16 protein-coding genes and 2 tRNA genes are annotated in these 18,297 nt (G+C 64.1%); 7 read left to right on the plus strand and 11 right to left on the minus strand.

From position 1 onward, the window contains the following. Window positions 1–100: 100 nt before the first annotated feature. Window positions 101–2,707: a valine--tRNA ligase gene (gene valS, locus J7E83_RS05335; RefSeq protein WP_214959756.1), complete on the plus strand. Its 2,607-nt coding sequence runs from the start codon at window positions 101–103 to the stop codon at window positions 2,705–2,707. A 353-nt stretch (window positions 2,708–3,060) separates the two neighbouring features. On the opposite strand, the gene J7E83_RS05340 is transcribed toward valS, so the two are convergent. The 6 genes from J7E83_RS05340 to J7E83_RS05365 all read right to left on the minus strand — a co-directional run bounded on the left by J7E83_RS05340 (window position 3,061) and on the right by J7E83_RS05365 (window position 8,315). Continuing rightward, a complete protein-coding gene (locus tag J7E83_RS05340; protein WP_214959758.1) occupies window positions 3,061–3,675 on the minus strand; it encodes a DsbA family protein in 615 nt (204 codons plus the stop codon). A gap of 81 nt (window positions 3,676–3,756) precedes the next feature. Continuing rightward, window positions 3,757–5,037 carry an ATP-dependent Clp protease ATP-binding subunit ClpX gene (clpX, locus tag J7E83_RS05345; RefSeq protein ID WP_214959760.1) on the minus strand — a complete coding sequence of 427 codons (1,281 nt, stop codon included), beginning with the start codon at window positions 5,035–5,037 and terminating at the stop codon, window positions 3,757–3,759. A 179-nt stretch (window positions 5,038–5,216) separates the two neighbouring features. Then, on the minus strand, window positions 5,217–5,876 hold the full coding sequence (locus J7E83_RS05350) for an ATP-dependent Clp protease proteolytic subunit (RefSeq protein WP_214959762.1): 660 nt from the start codon (window positions 5,874–5,876) through the stop codon (window positions 5,217–5,219). Window positions 5,877–5,913: 37 nt separating this feature from the next. Beyond that, window positions 5,914–6,537, minus strand: coding sequence for an ATP-dependent Clp protease proteolytic subunit (locus tag J7E83_RS05355; protein ID WP_214960972.1), 624 nt, complete (start codon window positions 6,535–6,537; stop codon window positions 5,914–5,916). Between the two features lie 224 nt (window positions 6,538–6,761). Then, on the minus strand, window positions 6,762–8,159 hold the full coding sequence (gene tig / locus J7E83_RS05360; protein WP_214959764.1) for a trigger factor: 1,398 nt from the start codon (window positions 8,157–8,159) through the stop codon (window positions 6,762–6,764). Window positions 8,160–8,240: 81 nt separating this feature from the next. Further along, window positions 8,241–8,315 (minus strand) — tRNA-Pro (locus tag J7E83_RS05365). 132 nt (window positions 8,316–8,447) lie between these two features. On the opposite strand from J7E83_RS05365, the gene J7E83_RS05370 reads away from it, so the two are divergent. Continuing rightward, window positions 8,448–8,518, plus strand: a tRNA-Gly gene (locus J7E83_RS05370). Between the two features lie 89 nt (window positions 8,519–8,607). Here the strand turns inward: J7E83_RS05370 and J7E83_RS05375 are convergent. From J7E83_RS05375 to J7E83_RS05385, 3 genes are all read right to left on the minus strand, one after another. After that, entirely contained in the window at window positions 8,608–9,498 is an 891-nt protein-coding gene (locus J7E83_RS05375) for a DNA-formamidopyrimidine glycosylase family protein (protein ID WP_214959766.1), read from the minus strand. Then, window positions 9,498–9,992 carry a ribose-5-phosphate isomerase gene (locus J7E83_RS05380; protein ID WP_214959767.1) on the minus strand — a complete coding sequence of 165 codons (495 nt, stop codon included), beginning with the start codon at window positions 9,990–9,992 and terminating at the stop codon, window positions 9,498–9,500. Before J7E83_RS05380 ends, J7E83_RS05375 begins: the two co-directional genes overlap by 1 nt. Before the next feature lie 171 nt (window positions 9,993–10,163). Next, window positions 10,164–11,183: a hypothetical protein gene (locus tag J7E83_RS05385; protein ID WP_214959769.1), complete on the minus strand. Its 1,020-nt coding sequence runs from the start codon at window positions 11,181–11,183 to the stop codon at window positions 10,164–10,166. A gap of 174 nt (window positions 11,184–11,357) precedes the next feature. On the opposite strand from J7E83_RS05385, the gene pepN reads away from it, so the two are divergent. The 3 genes from pepN (at window position 11,358) to J7E83_RS05400 (ending at window position 15,319) form a co-directional block, all read left to right on the plus strand. Further along, window positions 11,358–13,910: an aminopeptidase N gene (gene pepN, locus J7E83_RS05390; protein WP_214959771.1), complete on the plus strand. Its 2,553-nt coding sequence runs from the start codon at window positions 11,358–11,360 to the stop codon at window positions 13,908–13,910. Between the two features lie 22 nt (window positions 13,911–13,932). Next, window positions 13,933–14,406 carry an OsmC family protein gene (locus J7E83_RS05395; protein WP_214959773.1) on the plus strand — a complete coding sequence of 158 codons (474 nt, stop codon included), beginning with the start codon at window positions 13,933–13,935 and terminating at the stop codon, window positions 14,404–14,406. 97 nt (window positions 14,407–14,503) lie between these two features. After that, window positions 14,504–15,319 (plus strand): hypothetical protein, encoded by an 816-nt coding sequence (locus J7E83_RS05400; RefSeq protein ID WP_214959775.1) that lies wholly within the window; start codon window positions 14,504–14,506, stop codon window positions 15,317–15,319. Between the two features lie 17 nt (window positions 15,320–15,336). Here J7E83_RS05400 and J7E83_RS05405 read toward each other — a convergent pair whose 3' ends face one another. Next, the gene (locus tag J7E83_RS05405; protein ID WP_214959777.1) at window positions 15,337–16,329 is read right to left on the minus strand and encodes an NAD-dependent epimerase/dehydratase family protein; all 993 of its coding nucleotides are present in this window, start codon (window positions 16,327–16,329) and stop codon (window positions 15,337–15,339) included. A 121-nt stretch (window positions 16,330–16,450) separates the two neighbouring features. Between J7E83_RS05405 and J7E83_RS05410 the strand changes: the two genes are divergently transcribed. Beyond that, entirely contained in the window at window positions 16,451–17,143 is a 693-nt protein-coding gene (locus J7E83_RS05410; protein WP_214959779.1) for a mechanosensitive ion channel family protein, read from the plus strand. Between the two features lie 4 nt (window positions 17,144–17,147). Next, window positions 17,148–17,600 carry a globin gene (locus J7E83_RS05415; RefSeq protein WP_285289310.1) on the plus strand — a complete coding sequence of 151 codons (453 nt, stop codon included), beginning with the start codon at window positions 17,148–17,150 and terminating at the stop codon, window positions 17,598–17,600. Window positions 17,601–17,604: 4 nt separating this feature from the next. On the opposite strand, the gene J7E83_RS05420 is transcribed toward J7E83_RS05415, so the two are convergent. Beyond that, entirely contained in the window at window positions 17,605–18,279 is a 675-nt protein-coding gene (locus J7E83_RS05420; protein WP_214959781.1) for a hypothetical protein, read from the minus strand. Between the last annotated feature and the right edge of the window lie 18 nt (window positions 18,280–18,297).

Raw genomic sequence — 18,297 nt, forward strand, 5'->3', positions numbered from 1 at the left:
AGCACCCTGGCATGGTTCACGCCGGCCGATGTGCCCATATGCGGCATGGTACTGCAGGCCAACGTGCCGCGGGACGAAGAGACCATGAAACAATTGGCAGATGGCTGAAGCACATCAGGGTACAGACACGCCCTCCACCGCCCCTATCAACGTTCCGGACAAGCCCGCCCTTGAAGGGCTCGAAGCTGCCCTCACGCAGCGCTGGCTTGCCGAAGGGACCTATAAGTTCAACCCCGACACCACCCGGGAGCAGGTCTACTCGATCGACACTCCCCCACCCACGGCGTCCGGGTCGCTGCACGTGGGGCACATGTTCTCCTACACCCAGACGGACGTCCTGGCGCGCTACCAGCGCATGATCGGGAAGAACGTCTTCTACCCGATGGGCTGGGACGACAACGGCCTGCCCACGGAACGACGTGTTCAGAATTACTATGGTGTGCGCTGCGACCCGGCTATCGCCTATGACGCCGGCTACCGTCCGCCGGCCCAGCCCGCCAAGAACCAGCGCGACTTCGACGTCGTCTCCCGCCGGAACTTCATCGAGCTGTGTGAAGAGCTTGCCGTCGAGGATGAGAAAGTCTTCGAGAACCTCTTCCAGACCCTCGGCCTGTCGGTCGACTGGAACCTGACTTACCGCACCATCGACGACACGTCCCGGGCCATCTCCCAGCGCGCTTTCCTGGCCAACCTCGCCGCAGCCGACGCGTATATGGCCGAGGCCCCCACCCTCTGGGACGTCACGTTCCGGACCGCTGTCGCCCAGGCTGAACTCGAGGACCGCGAGGTGGCCGGGGCGTACTACCGCTACCCGTTCTTCACCGAGGACGGCGAAAAGATCTACATCGAGACCACCCGTCCTGAACTGCTGGCAGCCTGCGCCGCCCTCGTGGCCAACCCCGACGACGAGCGCTACCAGCCGCTGTTCGGCAAGAAGGTCACGTCCCCCGTCTTCGGCGTTGAGGTCGAAGTCAAGGCCCATCCGCTCGCGAAGGCGGACAAGGGCTCGGGCATCGCCATGGTGTGTACTTTCGGCGACCTGACCGACGTCACCTGGTGGCGTGAGCTGCAGCTGCCCACCCGCGCCATCGTGGGCAGGGACGGCCGGATCATCGGCGAGACCCCGGAGTGGATCACCACCGACATCGGCCGTGAGGCGTTCGCCGCCATTGCCGGCAAGACCGTCTTCAGTGCGAAGGAAGCCGTAGTGGAGCTCCTCGCAGTCCGGGACCTGCTCGACGGCGAGCCCAAGAAGATGATGCACCCCGTGAACTTCTACGAAAAAGGCGACAAGCCCCTCGAAGTGGTTACGTCTCGCCAGTGGTACATCCGCAACGGCGGCCGGGATGAGGACCGCCGCGAACGCCTGATCGCGCGCGGGCACGAGATCGACTTCCACCCCGCATTTATGCGCTCGCGCTACGAGAACTGGATTTCAGGCCTGAACGGCGATTGGCTCGTCTCCCGCCAGCGTTTCTTCGGTGTGCCCATCCCCGTCTGGTACCCGCTGGACGCCGACGGCAACCCGGACTACGACGCCCCGATCGTGCCGTCGGACGAGCAGCTGCCAGTGGATCCCGCCGCTGATGCCGCTCCTGGCTTCGAAGAGTCCCAGCGCGATGTGCCCGGTGGCTTTACCGGAGACGCCGACATTCTCGACACCTGGGCTACGTCCTCCCTGACACCGAAGATCGTGGGCGGCTGGAGCCGCGATGAGGAACTCTTCGCCAAGGTGTTCCCGTTTGACCTTCGGCCGCAGGGCCACGACATCATCCGGACCTGGCTGTTCTCCTCGGTTGTGCGGGCGGACGCCCTCCAGAACACTGCTCCGTGGAAGCATGCGGCCATCTCCGGGTGGATCCTGGACCCGGACCGCAAGAAAATGTCGAAATCCAAGGGCAACGTGGTGGTACCCACCGACGTGCTGGAGGAATACGGCTCCGACGCCGTCCGCTATTGGGCCGCGTCCGCGAAGCTCGGCGCCGATACGGCCTATGAGATCGCCCAGATGAAAATCGGACGGCGTCTGGCTATCAAGCTCCTGAACGCCTCCAAGTTCGTCCTGAACCTTGGGGCAACTGAGGACTCGGTGGTTTCCTCCGACCTCTCAGTGGTCACCAACGCGCTGGACCGCGCCGTGCTGGCACAGCTCTCTGACGTGGTGCGCCAGTCCACCAAGGCGTTCGAGAACTACGATTACGCCCGCGCGCTGCAGATCACCGAGACCTTCTTCTGGCAGTTCACGGATGACTACGTGGAGCTCATCAAGGACCGGGCCTACAGTGCTGCCGGCGAACAGGAGCAGGCGTCGGTGCTGGCGGCCCTCGCCACCAGCCTGGACACCCTGCTGAGGCTCTTTGCACCATTCCTGCCCTTCGCCACCGAAGAGGTCTGGGGCTGGTGGCGCAACGGTTCCGTGCACCTGGCCGAATGGCCCGCTGCACTGGAGGTAGCTGACGGCGACACCACGATGCTGGCTACCGTCGGCGTGGCACTGAGCGGAGTCCGGAAGGCGAAGTCCGAGGCGAAGGTCAAGCAGCGCACCGAGGTACTTTCCGCCACCATCACAGCCACGGAGTCCCTGACCACACAGCTCAAGGCCGGACTCGGGGACCTGAAGGCCGCCTCGAATGCCCGCGAGCTCACCCTGGTAGCGGGTGACGGGGAGTTGGCCGTCAGCGATGTGGTCCTCGCTCCGGCGGAGTAGGCCGCCCCGGCTTGTTTAGGGCAAAGGGGAAGCCCCATCAGCGTTTTGCCGTTGGTGGGGCTTCGACTTTTCGGCCATCCGGTGACGTCTTTGATGGTCTGGCAGAATCCTTAGATCTTCAGGTCTTCCTACCTCGTCACTGGTAGCTTGCATCTGACTCTGCCGATGGCTGCGTCGGATGCATATCACTGAATCTTTGGCTCCTGCGTCCCGCTTCTTTCGAAGTGGGTAACTCCCATTCTGATCCCGCATTTTTGGATGCGCAAGAGCCCCGGCCGAACTACATAGGAGTAGTTCGCCGGGGCTCCAATTGCCCGGCCACTAAGCTTTGCAGGCCTGTCTGCCGTAATGGCTCAGTCGAACTGGGGGCGTTCGGTGCGGCTGCGCTTGATTTCGAAGAAGTGCGGGTAAGACGCCAGGGTTACCGTGGCATCCCACAAGACGCCGGCCTGCTCGCCACGCGGGATGCGGGTCAGGACGGGCCCGAAGAATGCCGTGCCGTTGAACGCGACCACCGGGGTACCGACGTCCTGGCCCACGAGGGAAATACCCTCCTCGTGGCTCGCACGGAGCTGGGCATCGAACGCATCAGAGGTGGCGGCATCTGCCAGTTCGGCAGGAAGGCCGCACTCTGCCAGGGCCTTGCTAATAACGATGCCGAAGTCCTTCTGGCCGCCCTCGTGGATCTGCGTGCCCATCGCGTCGTACAACTCCTTGACCACGTGCTCGCCGTGCTGCTCCCTGGCTGCAGTGATGACGCGCACCGGTCCCCAGGCCTTGTTCATGGTTTCTCGGTACGCCGGCTCCACCTCCCGGCCCTCGTTAAGGACAGCCAGGCTCATCACATGCCACACAGTTTTGATATCGCGGACTTCTTCCACTTCGCCGATCCAGCGTGACGTGATCCAGGCAAAGGGGCACAGCGGATCGAACCAGAAGTCGGCCTGGTTGGTGGTGGTGTCAGTCATGGGTGATTTCCTCTGGATCTTCAGCTGGATGAAAGGCGACGCTTAGGAACACTCGCCGGAGGGAAGGGTCTGGAAGCGGGATTAGGCGGATTTGCGGCGCTTGGTCACGTGCGGGACCATGGTGGGCTCGGCTTTGCTCAGCACTACTGGTGCCGTGATGACCACGCTGGCGACGTCCTCGCGGCTGGGGAGGTCGAACATGACGGGGAGCAGGACTTCCTCCATGATGGCGCGCAGGCCGCGGGCGCCTGTGCCGCGCTCGAGGGCCTGGTCGGCAATGGCGTCCAGTGCGTCGTCGTCGAAGACCAGCTCCACACCGTCGATCTGGAACATCTTCTGGTATTGCTTGACCAGGGCGTTCTTTGGGGTGGAGAGGATCTGGATGAGGGCGTCGCGGTCCAGACTGGACACCGTTGTAATCACCGGAAGCCGGCCAATGAACTCGGGGATAAGCCCGAACTTCAGCAGGTCCTCAGGCATGACGTCGCCGTAGGAGTCCATCTTGTTGCTGGCATCGTTGAGCGGGGCGCCGAATCCGATCCCCTTCCGCCCGGAGCGCGAACCGATGATCTCTTCCAGGCCTGCGAACGCGCCCGCCACGATGAACAGGACGTTGGTGGTGTCGATCTGGATGAATTCCTGGTGCGGGTGCTTGCGCCCGCCCTGAGGAGGGACCGAAGCAACTGTTCCTTCGAGGATTTTCAGGAGCGCTTGCTGCACGCCTTCACCGGAGACGTCACGGGTGATGGAAGGGTTCTCGCTCTTGCGGGAGATCTTGTCGATCTCGTCAATGTAGATAATGCCCTGCTCAGCCTTCTTGACGTCGTAGTCCGCCGCCTGGATGAGCTTAAGGAGGATGTTCTCCACATCCTCGCCCACATAACCGGCTTCGGTCAGGGCGGTAGCGTCGGCGACGGCGAAGGGGACGTTCAGCCGGCGGGCCAGGGTCTGCGCGAGGTAAGTCTTGCCGCAGCCGGTGGGGCCGATCAGGAGGATGTTGGACTTAGCGATCTCGACGTCGTCGTGGTGCCCGCCTTCGGCAAGGCTGCCGCTCTTCGGGGCGTGGCCGGCCTGGATCCGCTTGTAATGGTTGTAGACCGCGACCGCGAGGGAGCGTTTGGCAGGTTCCTGGCCGATGACGTATTCCTGCAGGAAGTCGAAGATTTCGCGGGGCTTTGGAAGCTCGAAACTCCCCAGATCGGCAACTTCCGCGAGCTCTTCCTCAATGATCTCGTTGCAGAGTTCAATGCATTCGTCGCAGATATAGACACCGGGCCCGGCAATGAGCTTCCGCACCTGCTTCTGGCTCTTTCCGCAGAAAGAACACTTCAGCAGATCCGTGCTCTCGCCAATCCGAGCCATATGTGAACCCCTTTAGTATCTTGCTGCCAGGCAGCTTTGCACCGTTGCTGGAATCTCAATCCGCCCTGGGAGGGCGGCGTGACAACATCCACTCTAGGTCACATTCGCTCCCAAGGGTGGAAAGCGAAGGCCGGAGCGGCCCAAATGAACTGGACCGCGCCGGCCTTCGAAGAAGCCTGCTACCTGGTAATCGCCTGCGGCTTGATCTTCCGCGAATCAAGCACCTGGTCGATGAGGCCGTAGCTCATGGCCTCATCGGCTGTCAGGATCTTGTCGCGCTCAATGTCATTGTTGACCTGCTCAGAAGTACGCCCTGAGTGGTGCGCCAGAGTGTCCTCAAGCCACGAACGCATCCGCATGACTTCGGCCGCCTGGATCTCGAGGTCCGAGGCCTGTCCGCCCTGCCCGCCGGAAAGGGCCGGCTGGTGGATGAGGACCCGCGCGTTGGGCAGTGCAAGCCGCTTGCCGGGCGTGCCGGCCGCGAGGAGGACCGCGGCGGCGCTGGCGGCCTGGCCGAGGCAAACGGTCTGGATCTCCGGCCGGATGTACTGCATCGTGTCGTAGATCGCCGTCATGGCCGTGAAGGAACCACCTGGTGAGTTGATGTAGATGGTGATGTCGCGGTCCGGGTCGGTGGACTCCAGGACGAGCAACTGGGCCATGACGTCGTCAGCCGAGGCGTCATCTACCTGCACGCCGAGGAAAATGATGCGGTCCTCGAAGAGTTTGGTGTACGGGTCCTGGCGCTTGAAGCCATAAGGGGTGCGTTCCTCGAACTGCGGCAGCACGTAACGGCTGGTGGGAAGGTTGCCGGCAGTCGATCCGAAGTTGTAGGTCATTTTTGTTGCTCCTGATCTAAGTGGTCTGAGTGCCGGGTCAGTTCTGGGATGCCGACTCGCCGGATGTCCCGTTGGCGGTTCCGCCACCGCCTGCCACAGAGCCGGCGTGGGCCGCAATCTTGTCAAAGAAGCCGTACTCGAGGGCTTCGGTGGCAGTGAACCACTTATCGCGGTCGTTGTCCTTGAGGATCGTGTCCACGGTCTGGCCGGTCTGATCGGCCGTCAGCTCTGCCATGACCTTCTTCATGTGGAGGATCAGCTCGGCCTGGATCTTGATGTCCGAGGCCGTTCCGCCGATGCCGCCGGAGGGCTGGTGCATCAGGACTCGGGCATTGGGCGTGGCGTAGCGCTTGCCCTTGGTCCCTGAGGACAGCAGGAACTGCCCCATGGAAGCGGCGAGGCCGGTTGCTACGGTCACGACGTCATTCGGGATGAACTGCATGGTGTCGTAGATAGCCATGCCTGCCGTGACGGAGCCGCCCGGAGAGTTGATGTAGAGGTAGATGTCTTTGTCCGGGCTCTCGGCGGACAGAAGCAGCAGCTGCGAGCAGATGGCGTTTGCGTTGTCGTCGCGTACTTCAGAGCCGAGCCAGATGATCCGCTCCTTGAGGAGGCGGTTGTAGATGTAGTTGTCCTGGGCTGCTGGATCGACGGTAGCCATCCGTGGGGCTTCTGCGTGCTGTGACATGTGTACTTACCTCTCGCTGGTGACGGTGACATCACTGAACTTCACTACTTGGACACTAACCGTTTTGGAGGTCGAATTGTTCGCCGGAATCGCGCTGTTCGCTGACGGCGCACGATCCCGGGAAGCGGCCCGTTAAAGCAGGCAGCCCCCGGACCGGTAGGTCCAGGGGCCGCCGTGCTGGCAATGCCGGAGGCGTCTTAGAACTTCACGGCCGCAGGATCGTCATTCGGAACGGTCGAGTCTGTTGCGTCTTCTGCAGAGTCCTCGGCAGCTTCAGCCTCAACGACTGGAGCCTCTTCTTCGCCACCGGGGCGGACGAAGTCGCTGAGGTCTACGGTGTTCCCGGCGGTGTCTGTTACGGTCGCCTGGCCGAGCACAACAGCCAGCGCCTTGCGGCGGCGGACCTCCGAGACCATCATGGGAACCTGGCCGCTCTGGTCGATGATCTGCGCGAACTGGTTCGGGTCCATGCCGTACTGGCTGGCAGTGCTGACGATGTAGTCGATCAGCTCGTTCTGGCTGACATTGACTTCTTCCTTTTCAGCGATGGCGTCAAGGATGATCTCATTCTGGAAGGCGCGGGCGGTGTTGGCCTTGACCTCTTCGCGGTGCTCTTCGGTGTCGTGCTCGCCTTCGCCGTGGTCGTTGCCCTCTTTGAAGTGGGCTTCGAGCTGCTCTTCCACTACGGAGTCCGGAACCGGAACCTCAACAAGTTCGACGAGCTTGTCAAGGACCTTGTCGCGGGCCTCTACGCCCTGTTCAACGATCTTGGAGTCAGCAGCCTGCTTGGCCAGGTCCTCACGGAGCTCAGCAAGGGTGTCAAACTCGGACGCCAGCTGGGCGAAGTCGTCGTCCGCCTCGGGGAGTTCGCGCTCCTTGACGGCCTTCACAACCACCTTGACCTGGGAGGCCTCGCCTGCGTGGTCGCCGCCCACCAGGGTGGTGTCGAAGATGGCGTCCTCATCCACGCTCAGACCCGTGACGGCCTCGTCCAGGCCCTCAAGCATGGTGCCGGCACCTACCTGGTAGGACAGGCCGGAAGCGGAATCGACCTCGGCGCCGTCAACGGTCGCGGTGATGTCGATCGTCAGGAAGTCGCCATCGGCTGCCGGGCGGTCCACGGACTTGAGCGTGCCGAAGCGGCCGCGCAGCTCGTCAAGTGCTTTGTCCACGTCCTCGTCGGAGGATTCAGCCGCCGCAACCTCAACCGTGATGCCGGCGTAGTCAGGCAGTTCGATTTCGGGGCGGACATCAACTTCTGCGTGGAACTTGAGTTCACCATCGGTGGACGTGGGGTCCGGAACCTCGGTGATCTCAACCTCGGGGCGGCTCAGGGGACGAATGCCGGATTCCTGCACCGCTGCCTGGTACCAGCCGTTGAGGCCTTCGTTGATGGCGGTCTCCAAAACGTAGCCGCGGCCCACGCGCTGGTCGATCAGCTTGGACGGGACCTTGCCCTTACGGAACCCAGGGACCTGGATCTGCGAAGCAACAGTCTTGTATGCCTCGTCGATGCTGGGCTTCAATTCCTCAAAGGGGACCTCAACATTGAGCTTGACCCGCGTGGGGGTGAGGTTCTCGACAGCGCTCTTCACGGTCTAAGTACTCCTGGGATTGTGGGATGGGTTTCTGCAAACGCAATGTTCTGTCCAGGCCGTAGGGTCCGGGCCGCAGAGTCGGGGTGACAGGATTTGAACCTGCGACTTCCTGCTCCCAAAGCAGGCGCTCTAGCCAAGCTGAGCTACACCCCGTAAGTGCACAGGCAAGTCTACGGCCATATCGGCCGTGTTTGCACATTTGACACGTGGGGCATGGATTAGGTTTAGTTATACCCGGCTTGAACAGCCAGCCCGAAAGAACGCGGTAACTACTGCGATTCTCTCGGGGACGTAGCTTAATGGTAAAGCCTCAGTCTTCCAAACTGATTACGCGGGTTCGATTCCCGTCGTCCCCTCCGCCAAGGAAGGGCCCCAGCGAGGGGCCCTTCCTTTTGTTTATTCTCCTGCTGTCAGTTCTGCTGCCGGCTGTTAATTCTGTTGGCAGCTATTTCTGTTGGCAGGCCGGGCACCAGTAGAGCTTCCGGCCGACGAGCTCCGTCAGTGCCACTGGCCCGGCGCAGACCCTGCACGGCAGCCCCTGCCTTTTGTAGACGTAATGCGCTTCATCACCACCCGGCAAGGCGGCGCCCGCTTCCCAGTACTCCGACGGCGTGCTGATGATCCGTCCGTCGCGGACCCCGTCGGACATAAGTGTTGCAGTGTCCTCCCAGAGGAGTTCCGCAGCCGCGCGGGACAGAGCGTTGCCCGCCAGCCACGGATCGAGCCGCTGCCGGAACAGCACTTCGGCCCGGTAGACGTTTCCGACGCCGGCAATCACCTTCTGGTCCATCAGCAGGGCCGCAATCGGGGTCTTCCGGGACTGCAGTCCCGCCACAAAACGGGCCCGGTCCGACGGGAGGTTACGGAGCGGATCCGGCCCCAGCCGGGCCAGTACCGCCTCCGCGTCCGTCTCGGTAATCGCCGCACAGGTGGTGGCGCCGCGCAGGTCTGCCCAGCCGTGCCCACTGACCAGTCGGACACGGACGGCACCCCTCGGGGCGGGCGGGCCGGAGTACCCTGTCCCGGGGCCGCCGTCGAACGCCTCCCGCTCCCCCACCCTTCTGGGGGCGCCAATGCTGGACGCGCCACGGAAGGTGGCGTCGCCGCCGAAATCCCAGGCACCGTAGAGCCCGAGGTGGATGTGCAGCACCATTGCATGGTCGAAATGCAGGAAGAGGTGCTTGCCATGGGCTCGGGAGTCCACCAGCGTGTGGCCGTCCAGCAGCGCGGCACCGGCGGCAAACCGGCCCTGCGGGCTGGTGACGGAAAGTCTTTCGCCCGTGAAGACGTCGCCAAACTGCTGTGCAAGGCGCCGTATCGAGTGCCCTTCCGGCACTATTCGATGACCTCGCCGGTGGTTTCATAGGCGGCAATCTTGCCGATCCGGCGGACGTGGCGTTCGTCGTTGCTGAACGGTTCCGCCAGGAAGGCCTCGATCAGTGTGGTGGCTTCCTCCACCGTGTGCTGGCGGCCGCCCACGGCGATGACATTGGCATCGTTGTGCTCCCGGGCGAGGGTGGCGGTGGAGTGGTTCCAGGCGAGGGCGGCGCGGACCCCCTTGACCTTGTTGGCGGCGATCTGCTCGCCGTTGCCCGAGCCGCCGAGCACGATTCCGAGGGCGTGGATGCCGGCCCGCTGGTCGGCCACGACAGCGAGCGCGGCGTTGATGCAGAAGGACGGGTAGTCATCCTGGGCGTCGTAGACCTTGGGCCCGTGGTCCACCACGTCGTAACCCTTGGCCGTGAGGTGGCTGACCAGGTGGGCGCTGAGCTCCATCCCTGCATGGTCGGTGGCGATGTGGACCCGCGGGAACGCAGGGGAAGAAGTCACGACAGTATCCGTTCGGTTTTGAGCGCTAGTGGCCAGCGGGGGCTGGTTCAGGCCAGGGTCAGATCAACACGGACAAGGATACTAGGGTGCAGGAATATTGGGACGCAGCAGTATCTGGACCGCTTTGCCAGGCCTGCGTTATCAGTACTGCCTCGTCACAACGGCGCAGCGTCAGGAATCAGGCTCACCGGCCGCAGTGCCGGTGGCACCGCTGCGGCGGGCCCTAGCGGCCACGCGGGTGAGGACCTCTGCGAGCCTGGCAGCCGTTGCCGGGCTGCCGCCGCTCACTGCGAGCCTCTGCCCATCCGTTTTGCGCACGACGACGGCGGGCCCGCTGCTGACGAGCATCGCCGCGGTGCCGCTGTGGTTCCGGTAGCCCCACCCTCCGTAGTCCGCAGCACGGACGTCGGAGGCGTTTGCGGCGGAAATGGCCGCCGCCGGCACATGCATGACCGGCACCACGCCTGCTACCAGCACACGCAGGCCGCTGCGGTCGGCCTTGACTCGGGCGCACAGGAACGCTGCAGCGACAACTGCCAGGACCACCAGCAAGGCGCCAACCCAAGGCAAGGCTATGGAGATCAGGGCAGCCGGGAACACGCTGGCAACGGCGATCATGACGAAGACGGAGCTGCGCGCATGCACCCAAAGCCGGATGGTGTCCTCCGGGAGTTCGGGATCGAGCTCCCGGATAACGGCCTGCTGGAATGCCCGGTCGTCCTCGGGCGTCCATTGCCTGTCCGCCTTGAAAACGAAGCCCATGATCACACCCAGCGATACCGCAGCGCCGCTTCCCAGCGCAAGCACCGTGAGGTCCAGGCGGGACTGCCGCGCATCTGGAAGTCCGGTTTGTCCCACCAGCCCGGCAGCCAGGACACTGGTGAGGAAGAGGCACAGGAATAGCCCTGCGCCCATCATGACCCTGCGCATCATGGCAGGCCGGGAAACGGGGACCGCCTGCGACAGGACAAGCCAGCCCGCGGCCACGATAACCAGCGCGCCGCCAGCCGCATAGGTGGCGAAGGGAGCGAAGGCGGCACCGCCGCCGTCCGTCCAGCTGATTGCCAGCGGCTCCGGAAGGTTGGGGCGCAACAACGAAGCGCAGAACACGAAAGCCGCGGCCAGCACCACGGGAAACCCCACTGCGAACCGCAGCGCCTTGGCATCCACCGCATCACGGAACTTTCCCATGCATTAACGCTACTCCCCGGCGCGGGCGCCAGTCCCGCAGCATTTGCGCACGATCCCGATGTGATCCGCGCAACTTGCCAACCGGCCATGAAGTGAAAGAATGTTTTCACAGTGCCGGCGCAGGCCGCTGCCCGCCGGCAACCGCAAACCTTCTGGAGGCACCACTTGCCAGGTATGAACCTGACGCGCGCCGAAGCCCGCGAGCGCGCCGAACTGATCGCCGTCGATTCCTACGATGTCAGCCTGGACCTGACCAAAGGCGACAAGGTCTTTGGCACCACCACCACCGTGAAGTTCACGGCCAGGCCGGGATCCTCCACTTTTATCGATGCCGTGACGCACGCGGTTCACAGCGTCACCCTGAACGGCACCAGCCTGGATCCGGCCACAGTATCGGACGGGATCCGGATCCAGCTTCCGGACCTTGCCGGTACGAATGAACTGACAGTGGTCGCAGATGCTCCCTACATGAACACCGGCGAAGGCCTGCACCGCTTTGTGGACCCGGTGGACAATGAGGTCTACCTGTACACACAGTTCGAAGTACCCGATTCCCGCCGGATGTTCCCAGTATTTGAGCAGCCCGACCTCAAAGCGACGTTCACGTTCACCGTCACCGCACCGTCACACTGGGACGTCATCTCCAACTCCCCAACGCCGGCCCCGGAGGAAGTCGAGCCGGCGGACGACGGCGGTACCCGCTCCGTTTGGAAGTTCGCCGCCACGCCGCGGCTGTCCTCGTACGTCACCGCCCTGATCGCGGGCCCCTACCAGTCGGTCCGCAGCGAGGTGGCGAGCTCCGACGGCCGGATGATCCCGTTAGGTGTCTTTGCCCGCAAGTCGCTCATGCAGTACCTGGACGCGGATAACATCTTTGAACTGACCCGGCGGGGCTTCGAGTTCTTCGAGGCGCAGTTCGGCTGCCCGTATCCGTTCGAAAAGTATGACCAGCTGTTCGTGCCGGAGTTCAATGCGGGCGCTATGGAAAACGCGGGTGCCGTGACCATCCTGGAAGGCTACGTCTTCCGCAGCAAGGTTACCGGTGCGCAGGTCGAGCGACGGGCGATCACCGTGCTGCATGAGCTGGCACACATGTGGTTCGGCGACCTCGTGACCATGCGCTGGTGGAACGATCTCTGGCTCAACGAGTCCTTCGCCGAGTACATGTCGCATCTGGCCGCCGTCGAGAACACATCCTTCACAAGTGCGTGGACCACGTTTGCCTCCGTGGAGAAATCCTGGGCCTACCGCCAGGACCAGCTGCCCACCACGCATCCGATCTTCGCCGAAATCAACGACTTGCAGGATGTTGAAGTCAACTTCGACGGCATCACCTATGCCAAAGGTGCGTCGGTGCTCCGCCAGCTGGTGGCATGGGTTGGACCCGAGCAGTTCATGGCTGGGGTGCGCGAGTACTTCGCCAAGCATGCGTGGCAGAACACCGAACTCAGCGACCTGATGGTGGAACTGGAGAAGGCCAGCGGCCGTGACCTGGACCTTTGGGGACGGCTGTGGCTGGAGACTGCCGGGGTCAATACCCTCATCCCGGAACTCGAAGTGGACGGAGAGGGAAAGCTGACCTCCTTCGCCATCCTCCAGTCCGCCGTCGACGAGTGGCCCACTATCCGGCCGCACCGCCTAGCCGTGGGTTTCTACAACCTCAACGGCGACGGCAAGCTGGAGCGGGTCCACCGTGAAGAGCTCGACGTCGACGGCGAGCGCACTGAGGTTCCTGCCCTGGCGGGCATCGCGCAGCCTGACCTGATCCTGGTCAACGATGACGACCTTGCCTACGCCAAGGTCCGGCTGGATGAGAAGTCCCTTGCCACCGCGACCAGGCACCTGAAGGATTTCGACCAGAGCCTTCCCCGCACGCTGGTGTGGAACTCGGCCTGGGACGCCGCCCGGGACGGCGAGACGCCAGCCCGCCGGTACGTGGAACTGATCCTGGCCAACGTGGCGGCTGAGTCGGACTCGTCCGTCATCCTGGTCCAGCTGCGCCAGCTTGCCACCACCCTGAACTTCTATGTCGCCGAAGGGCACCGCGAAGCCACAGCCGCGGCCGCCGCGGACAGGCTGTGGCAACTGGCAACATCCGTGCCCGGCGGGTCCGACGCCCAGCTGCAGTTCATCAAGTCGTTCGCCCTGCTGGCACGCAGCAGTGAGCAGCTGGACAACGTGGCGGGGCTTCAGGACGGCTCCATCACCCTTGACGGGCTGGCGATGGACCAGGACCTGCGCTGGGAGCTGCTGGCATCACTGGTGGCCGGCGGCCGGCTCGGCCAGGAACACATCGACGCCGAGCTGGAGCGCGATAACACTGCCAGCGGGCAGAACGCCGCAGCCCTGGCCAAGGCCGCCATCCCGACGCCGGAGGCCAAGGCCGCGGCCTGGGAGTCGATCGTGGTCAAGGGCGATCTGTCGAACGCCCTGCAGGGTTCGGCCGTGAACGGATTCATGCGGGTGCTGGACCGCTCGCTCCTGGAGCCTTATGCGGAAAAGTACTTCGAAGCCGTCCCCGGGGTCGTCGCCAGCCGCACCCACGCACTGGCCCAGCAAATCGTCGTCGGCCTCTATCCCGCGCTGCTGACCACACAGGCGACAGTCGACCGGACGGACGGGTTCCTGGCCGCGCTCCCGGCGGAAAGCGCCGCACTACGGCGGATGATGCTGGAAAACCGCGACGGCGTAGCCCGGGCGCTGCGCGCACGTGCGGCCGACGTCTAGCCGCCGCCATTAGGCTGATCACATGAGCATGGGTGAGCACCAGTATTCCCTGTCCGTCCGGTGGACCGGAAACCTGGGAGAGGGCACGTCGTCCTATCGTGGCTATTCACGGGACCACGACGTCCAGATCCCCGGGTTGCCGGTCCTCAGTGGTTCGGCCGATCCCACGTTCCACGGGGACAGGACACGGTACAACCCTGAGCAGTTGCTCCTGGCCGCCCTCGCGCAGTGCCACATGCTGTCCTTCCTGCACGTGGCGGTGCGGCACGGGGTGGTGGTCACGGACTACCAGGACGACGCCACGGGGGTGATGCGCCTGAACCGGGACGGCAGCGGGCAGTTCGAAAACGTCACGCTTAACCCGCGGGTGGCGGTGGCGGACCCAGCCCATGTGGAACTCGCCGCACAACTGCACCACGAAGCCAACCAGGTCTGCTTCATCGCCAGGAGCGTTAACTTTCCGGTGCTGCATTCACCCGTCACGGTGCCCGGCTAGGCGCGTCTCGCGGCTGGCGTAGCCGGACGATGTCCGTGGGCGCTGTGTCCCCCCTGGACGAGGAATTCCCGCCGCGCGGCGTTAGACTGGATCGATCATGATCGGTGCCCGTTCGCGTCTTCTGGCCTGGTTCGTCGCCCTGGCGACCCTCCTTACAGCCTGTGCGCCCGTGATCGGCCTCGACGATGCCGTCACCGATCGACCGGTCCCGGCTTCCTCGGCCGGGCCAGCCACGGGTGACGTCACCCTCGCTCCTCAGGGGGCCCAGACCCCCACCCCGACACCGGCCCCCACGCCACCCCCGGTACCTCAACCGTTCGCCCTCAACCTCTACCAGGAGGGGGACTTCGTGCCGCAGTACACCATCAACTGGTGTGTTGCGGCGAGCATCCAGATCGCGCACAACCTCATCGACGACACCGGCGGCGGCACATGGGCCGATCCCGCTCAGCAGGGCGAATTGTGGGAGATGGCCCGGGCAGGGTCGTCCAACTCGTTCAACGGTGCCAACCCGTTCGGTTGGGCGAAGGTGCTGACCGAGGCGGGGATGGGGCCATACACCGTGGTCAGCATCGCCGACTATGAGGATGCGCTGCAGACCGCGGCGCGCGCCATCGCCGACACGGGCCGGCCGGTCGGTCTGGTCATGTGGAGTGGTCGCCACGCCTGGGTGATGAGCGGGTTTGAGTCGCTCGGCGATCCCGACACGTTCCCCGAGTTCCTGGTCACCGGCATCCGCGTCCAGGATCCGCTCCATCCGTACGGCAGCGGGCAGTGGGGTCCGTCGCCCGCGCCCAACAGCCTGCTCACCCCCGAGCAGCTGGCGACGCAGTTCGTGGTCCGCGAACCGCGACGCTGGAGCGGCGATCTGCCGACCGGCTACCTGTTGGTACTGCCGCTCGCCGAGGCCTGATCAGCCCTTCGCAGCCGTCATGTCGTTTCCATCAGTTCCCTGGTCAGGCGGGCTTCGGTGGCGGGCGCCAGCCCTGCCTTGCGGTGGCGGCCGAGGCCGCGGCTGCGTTCATCCTCGAGCGTGTCGCTGAGGGTTTCCTGCCATGGCCGCAGGGTCATTCCGGCAGCTTTCGCGGCCGTATTACTACGGCGGCAGAAACCGTCATGGTCCGGCGGCAGCCACAGGGGCATCGAATCGGGACCGGACCAGTAATCGATCCCATGGGCGGCCAGCCAGTCCTCCGGTGCCAGGAGGACCTGCCCCTGATAGCCTGCAACGCTCCCGGACGCCGCGACATACTCACCGAACGGGACCTGCTCCCCTACGGCGTTCAGAGCTCCGGTGATGCCGCGGGCCGCAGCGTCAAGAATCCATGTTGCGAGGTCCCTGACGTCGATGACCTGGGTGGACTGCCCTGCGATGTCCGGAACCAGGGCAGGCTCTTTGTCCCGCGCGAACCTGGCCGGCCAGTAACCGTACCTGTCGGTTCCGTCGCCCGGGCCGCCGATCAGGCCGGCGCGGCAAAGGTGGGCCTTACCGGCGGCAGCCTCCAGCGTGGCCTGCTCGATGGCCGATTTTGACTCCCCGTAATTCTCCGGCGTGGAGGCTGTCCCCGCGGGCACCGGCGGCAGGAGCTCCGCGTCTTCGTCCGCCTGGGGGGTGGAGTGGTCCGCGTAGACGGAGCAGCTGGAAACGAAGGTCCAATGGGCCGCCCGACCTGCAAGGCTCGCGAGGGCCTCTTTGGCCAGCTCTGCATCACGTGCGACTTCGATGACCGCATCCCAGTCTCCCGACGCCTCTGCATAGCTGTTCGCGCCCAGTGAACGGTCGGCTTTGAGCCACCGGACACCGCCGGGTGGCTCGGCCGCAGAACCGCGGGCCAAGCACGTGACCCTGTGACCTGCGGCAACGGCTTGACGGGCGATTTCTGCAGAGAGGAAGGCGGTTCCGCCCAGGATGAGGATGCGCATGAGTACACGCTACGGCGCTAGGGTTAAAGGAGAATAGAGCCTTATGCGCGCAGCGAAACACCGCGCCTGGCTTTCATCATCCCCGGCTGGCGCCGGAGAGCCCCAAGGAGCAGCCCCGCCTATGTTCAGCATGTTGTCCATCACCCCTCCCCTGACCTCCCAACCCGATGGAATCAGTGTTCCCGGCATTGTGATCAGCCTCGGCATCGGTGTTGCCGTGTGGCTGGTGGCAACTTTCCTGATTTCCCGGATCAGCAGGCGCGTGGCTTCCGGCAGCAACTTCTTCAAGAAACCCCATTTCAAATGGGTTGCCCCGGCGCTGCGGGCCTTGGACCACGAACGGCGCGTGCAGCGCGCAGAAACCATCGGCTCACTGCTCAACAGCATCGTCGGAGTCCTCGTGGCCGTGATCACCATCATGTACGTGCTGCAGAACCTCGACATCAACATCACCCCGCTGCTGACCAGTGTGGGAATCCTGGGTGTTGCCATCGGTTTCGGCGCCCAGCAGCTGATCCGTGACTTCCTGGCGGGGATCTTCATTACCATTGAGGATCAGTACGGGATCGGGGACGTCATCGAGACCAGCGAGGTCGTAGGTGTTGTTGAGTCCATGGGGCTGCGCATCACCCGGGTCCGTTCCGAGGACGGCGCCATCTGGTATCTCCGCAATGGCGAGATCCTGCGGGTGGGCAACCGTTCACAGGGCAATTATGTGCCGCTGCCGGATACATCCGGGGCCGGCTCTGACGAGGCCGCGGGCGGGCACACCTCCGCGGACAACAAAAAGACTGAACAAAAGGCCGGAGAATAGCGATATGACCACACCTGCCGAACCGCAGCAGCCGCGTCAGCTGATGCAGAACGATCCCTTCAGCCAGCCCGGATACACGGACAATTTCTACGATGCCGTGGGCGGCCACGAGACATTCGTGCGGCTCATTGACGTCTTCTACGACGGCGTGGCAACAGATCCGTTGCTGCGCCCCATGTACCCGGAAGAAGATCTGGCGCCCGCCAAACGGCGTTTCCTCATGTTTCTGGAGCAGTACTGGGGCGGCCCCACCACGTACGGCGAGGAGCGCGGCCACCCCCGGCTGCGGATGCGGCACATGCCGTTCCAAGTCACTCCAGAGGCCAAGGACCGCTGGCTGTTCCACATGCGGGCGGCTGTTGATTCACTTGAGCTGCCCCCGCTGTATGAAACAACACTGTGGGACTACATGGAACGTGCGGCGCTTTCCATGGTGAACAGCGCATCTGACGCCTGAGGCTTCAGGCCCCAGAGGTTAGCCCCAGGCCGCTGCCGGTCCGCACGAGGACATGCCCGCGCGTTCCGGTGAGACGGTACCATCGGCCCGCACGGTAGAGCTTCTGATCCCCGTCCGCGAGGAAGCCCAGGGTCAACGCGGCGAACGCTGCTCCGGCCGGTACTCCCGACTCATCGATTGCCCGGCCCCAGACCGCTGCCCGGGCGTTGTTGACGATCAGGGCTCCGGGTTTGTCCGGCACAATCCCGGCAACCTCGGTGATGCCCGCTTCGGCGGCCCGCCGCAAATCGGAATCGGGAACGGAAGTGACCAGCTCCCAGCCCGTCCTCGGGGCGCTGACTCCTGTCCATGATTCGGTGACAGTGGACGGCGGAACGGGAAGTTCGACGTCGTCCTCCCCCGCCCGGGCCAGCCTGTCCAGGACCGCCGCGAGTGGAACGGTAACATCCACGGCGGACCGTTCCGCCAATCCCATGGTGCGCAGGCCCAGGATGGTGGGCGTAGCCTCACCCAGCAGCCGGGGCCTGAGCACACAGACGTAGGCGGCGAGAACGGAACCGGCGGCCTGAAGCCGGATGGCGCCGTCGTCAATTGCTTTGGCTCGCGTCGCGAAGGTGCGCAGGTCCGCGAGATCGCGCGGATCTGCGAACCGAAAGGAGTGGGTGAGTAGATCAGACACACTAAGAACACTACCGTC

Origin of the sequence: Arthrobacter sp. ISL-48 (genome assembly GCF_018613805.1) — a bacterium.
GTDB lineage: Bacteria > Actinomycetota > Actinomycetes > Actinomycetales > Micrococcaceae > Arthrobacter.

Excerpts from the sequence above, each read along its gene's own strand:
- J7E83_RS05410 (WP_214959779.1), top strand. The coding sequence starts at position 16,451 with ATGTTCAGCATGTTGTCCATCACCCCTCCCCTGACCTCCCAACCCGAT.
- J7E83_RS05405 (WP_214959777.1), bottom strand. The coding sequence starts at position 16,329 with ATGCGCATCCTCATCCTGGGCGGAACCGCCTTCCTCTCTGCAGAAATC.
- J7E83_RS05400 (WP_214959775.1), top strand. The coding sequence starts at position 14,504 with ATGATCGGTGCCCGTTCGCGTCTTCTGGCCTGGTTCGTCGCCCTGGCG.
- valS (WP_214959756.1), top strand. The coding sequence starts at position 101 with ATGGCTGAAGCACATCAGGGTACAGACACGCCCTCCACCGCCCCTATC.
- J7E83_RS05385 (WP_214959769.1), bottom strand. The coding sequence starts at position 11,183 with ATGGGAAAGTTCCGTGATGCGGTGGATGCCAAGGCGCTGCGGTTCGCA.
- J7E83_RS05340 (WP_214959758.1), bottom strand. The coding sequence starts at position 3,675 with ATGACTGACACCACCACCAACCAGGCCGACTTCTGGTTCGATCCGCTG.
- clpX (WP_214959760.1), bottom strand. The coding sequence starts at position 5,037 with ATGGCTCGGATTGGCGAGAGCACGGATCTGCTGAAGTGTTCTTTCTGC.
- J7E83_RS05350 (WP_214959762.1), bottom strand. The coding sequence starts at position 5,876 with ATGACCTACAACTTCGGATCGACTGCCGGCAACCTTCCCACCAGCCGT.
- pepN (WP_214959771.1), top strand. The coding sequence starts at position 11,358 with ATGAACCTGACGCGCGCCGAAGCCCGCGAGCGCGCCGAACTGATCGCC.
- J7E83_RS05395 (WP_214959773.1), top strand. The coding sequence starts at position 13,933 with ATGAGCATGGGTGAGCACCAGTATTCCCTGTCCGTCCGGTGGACCGGA.
- J7E83_RS05355 (WP_214960972.1), bottom strand. The coding sequence starts at position 6,537 with ATGGCTACCGTCGATCCAGCAGCCCAGGACAACTACATCTACAACCGC.
- J7E83_RS05415 (WP_285289310.1), top strand. The coding sequence starts at position 17,148 with ATGACCACACCTGCCGAACCGCAGCAGCCGCGTCAGCTGATGCAGAAC.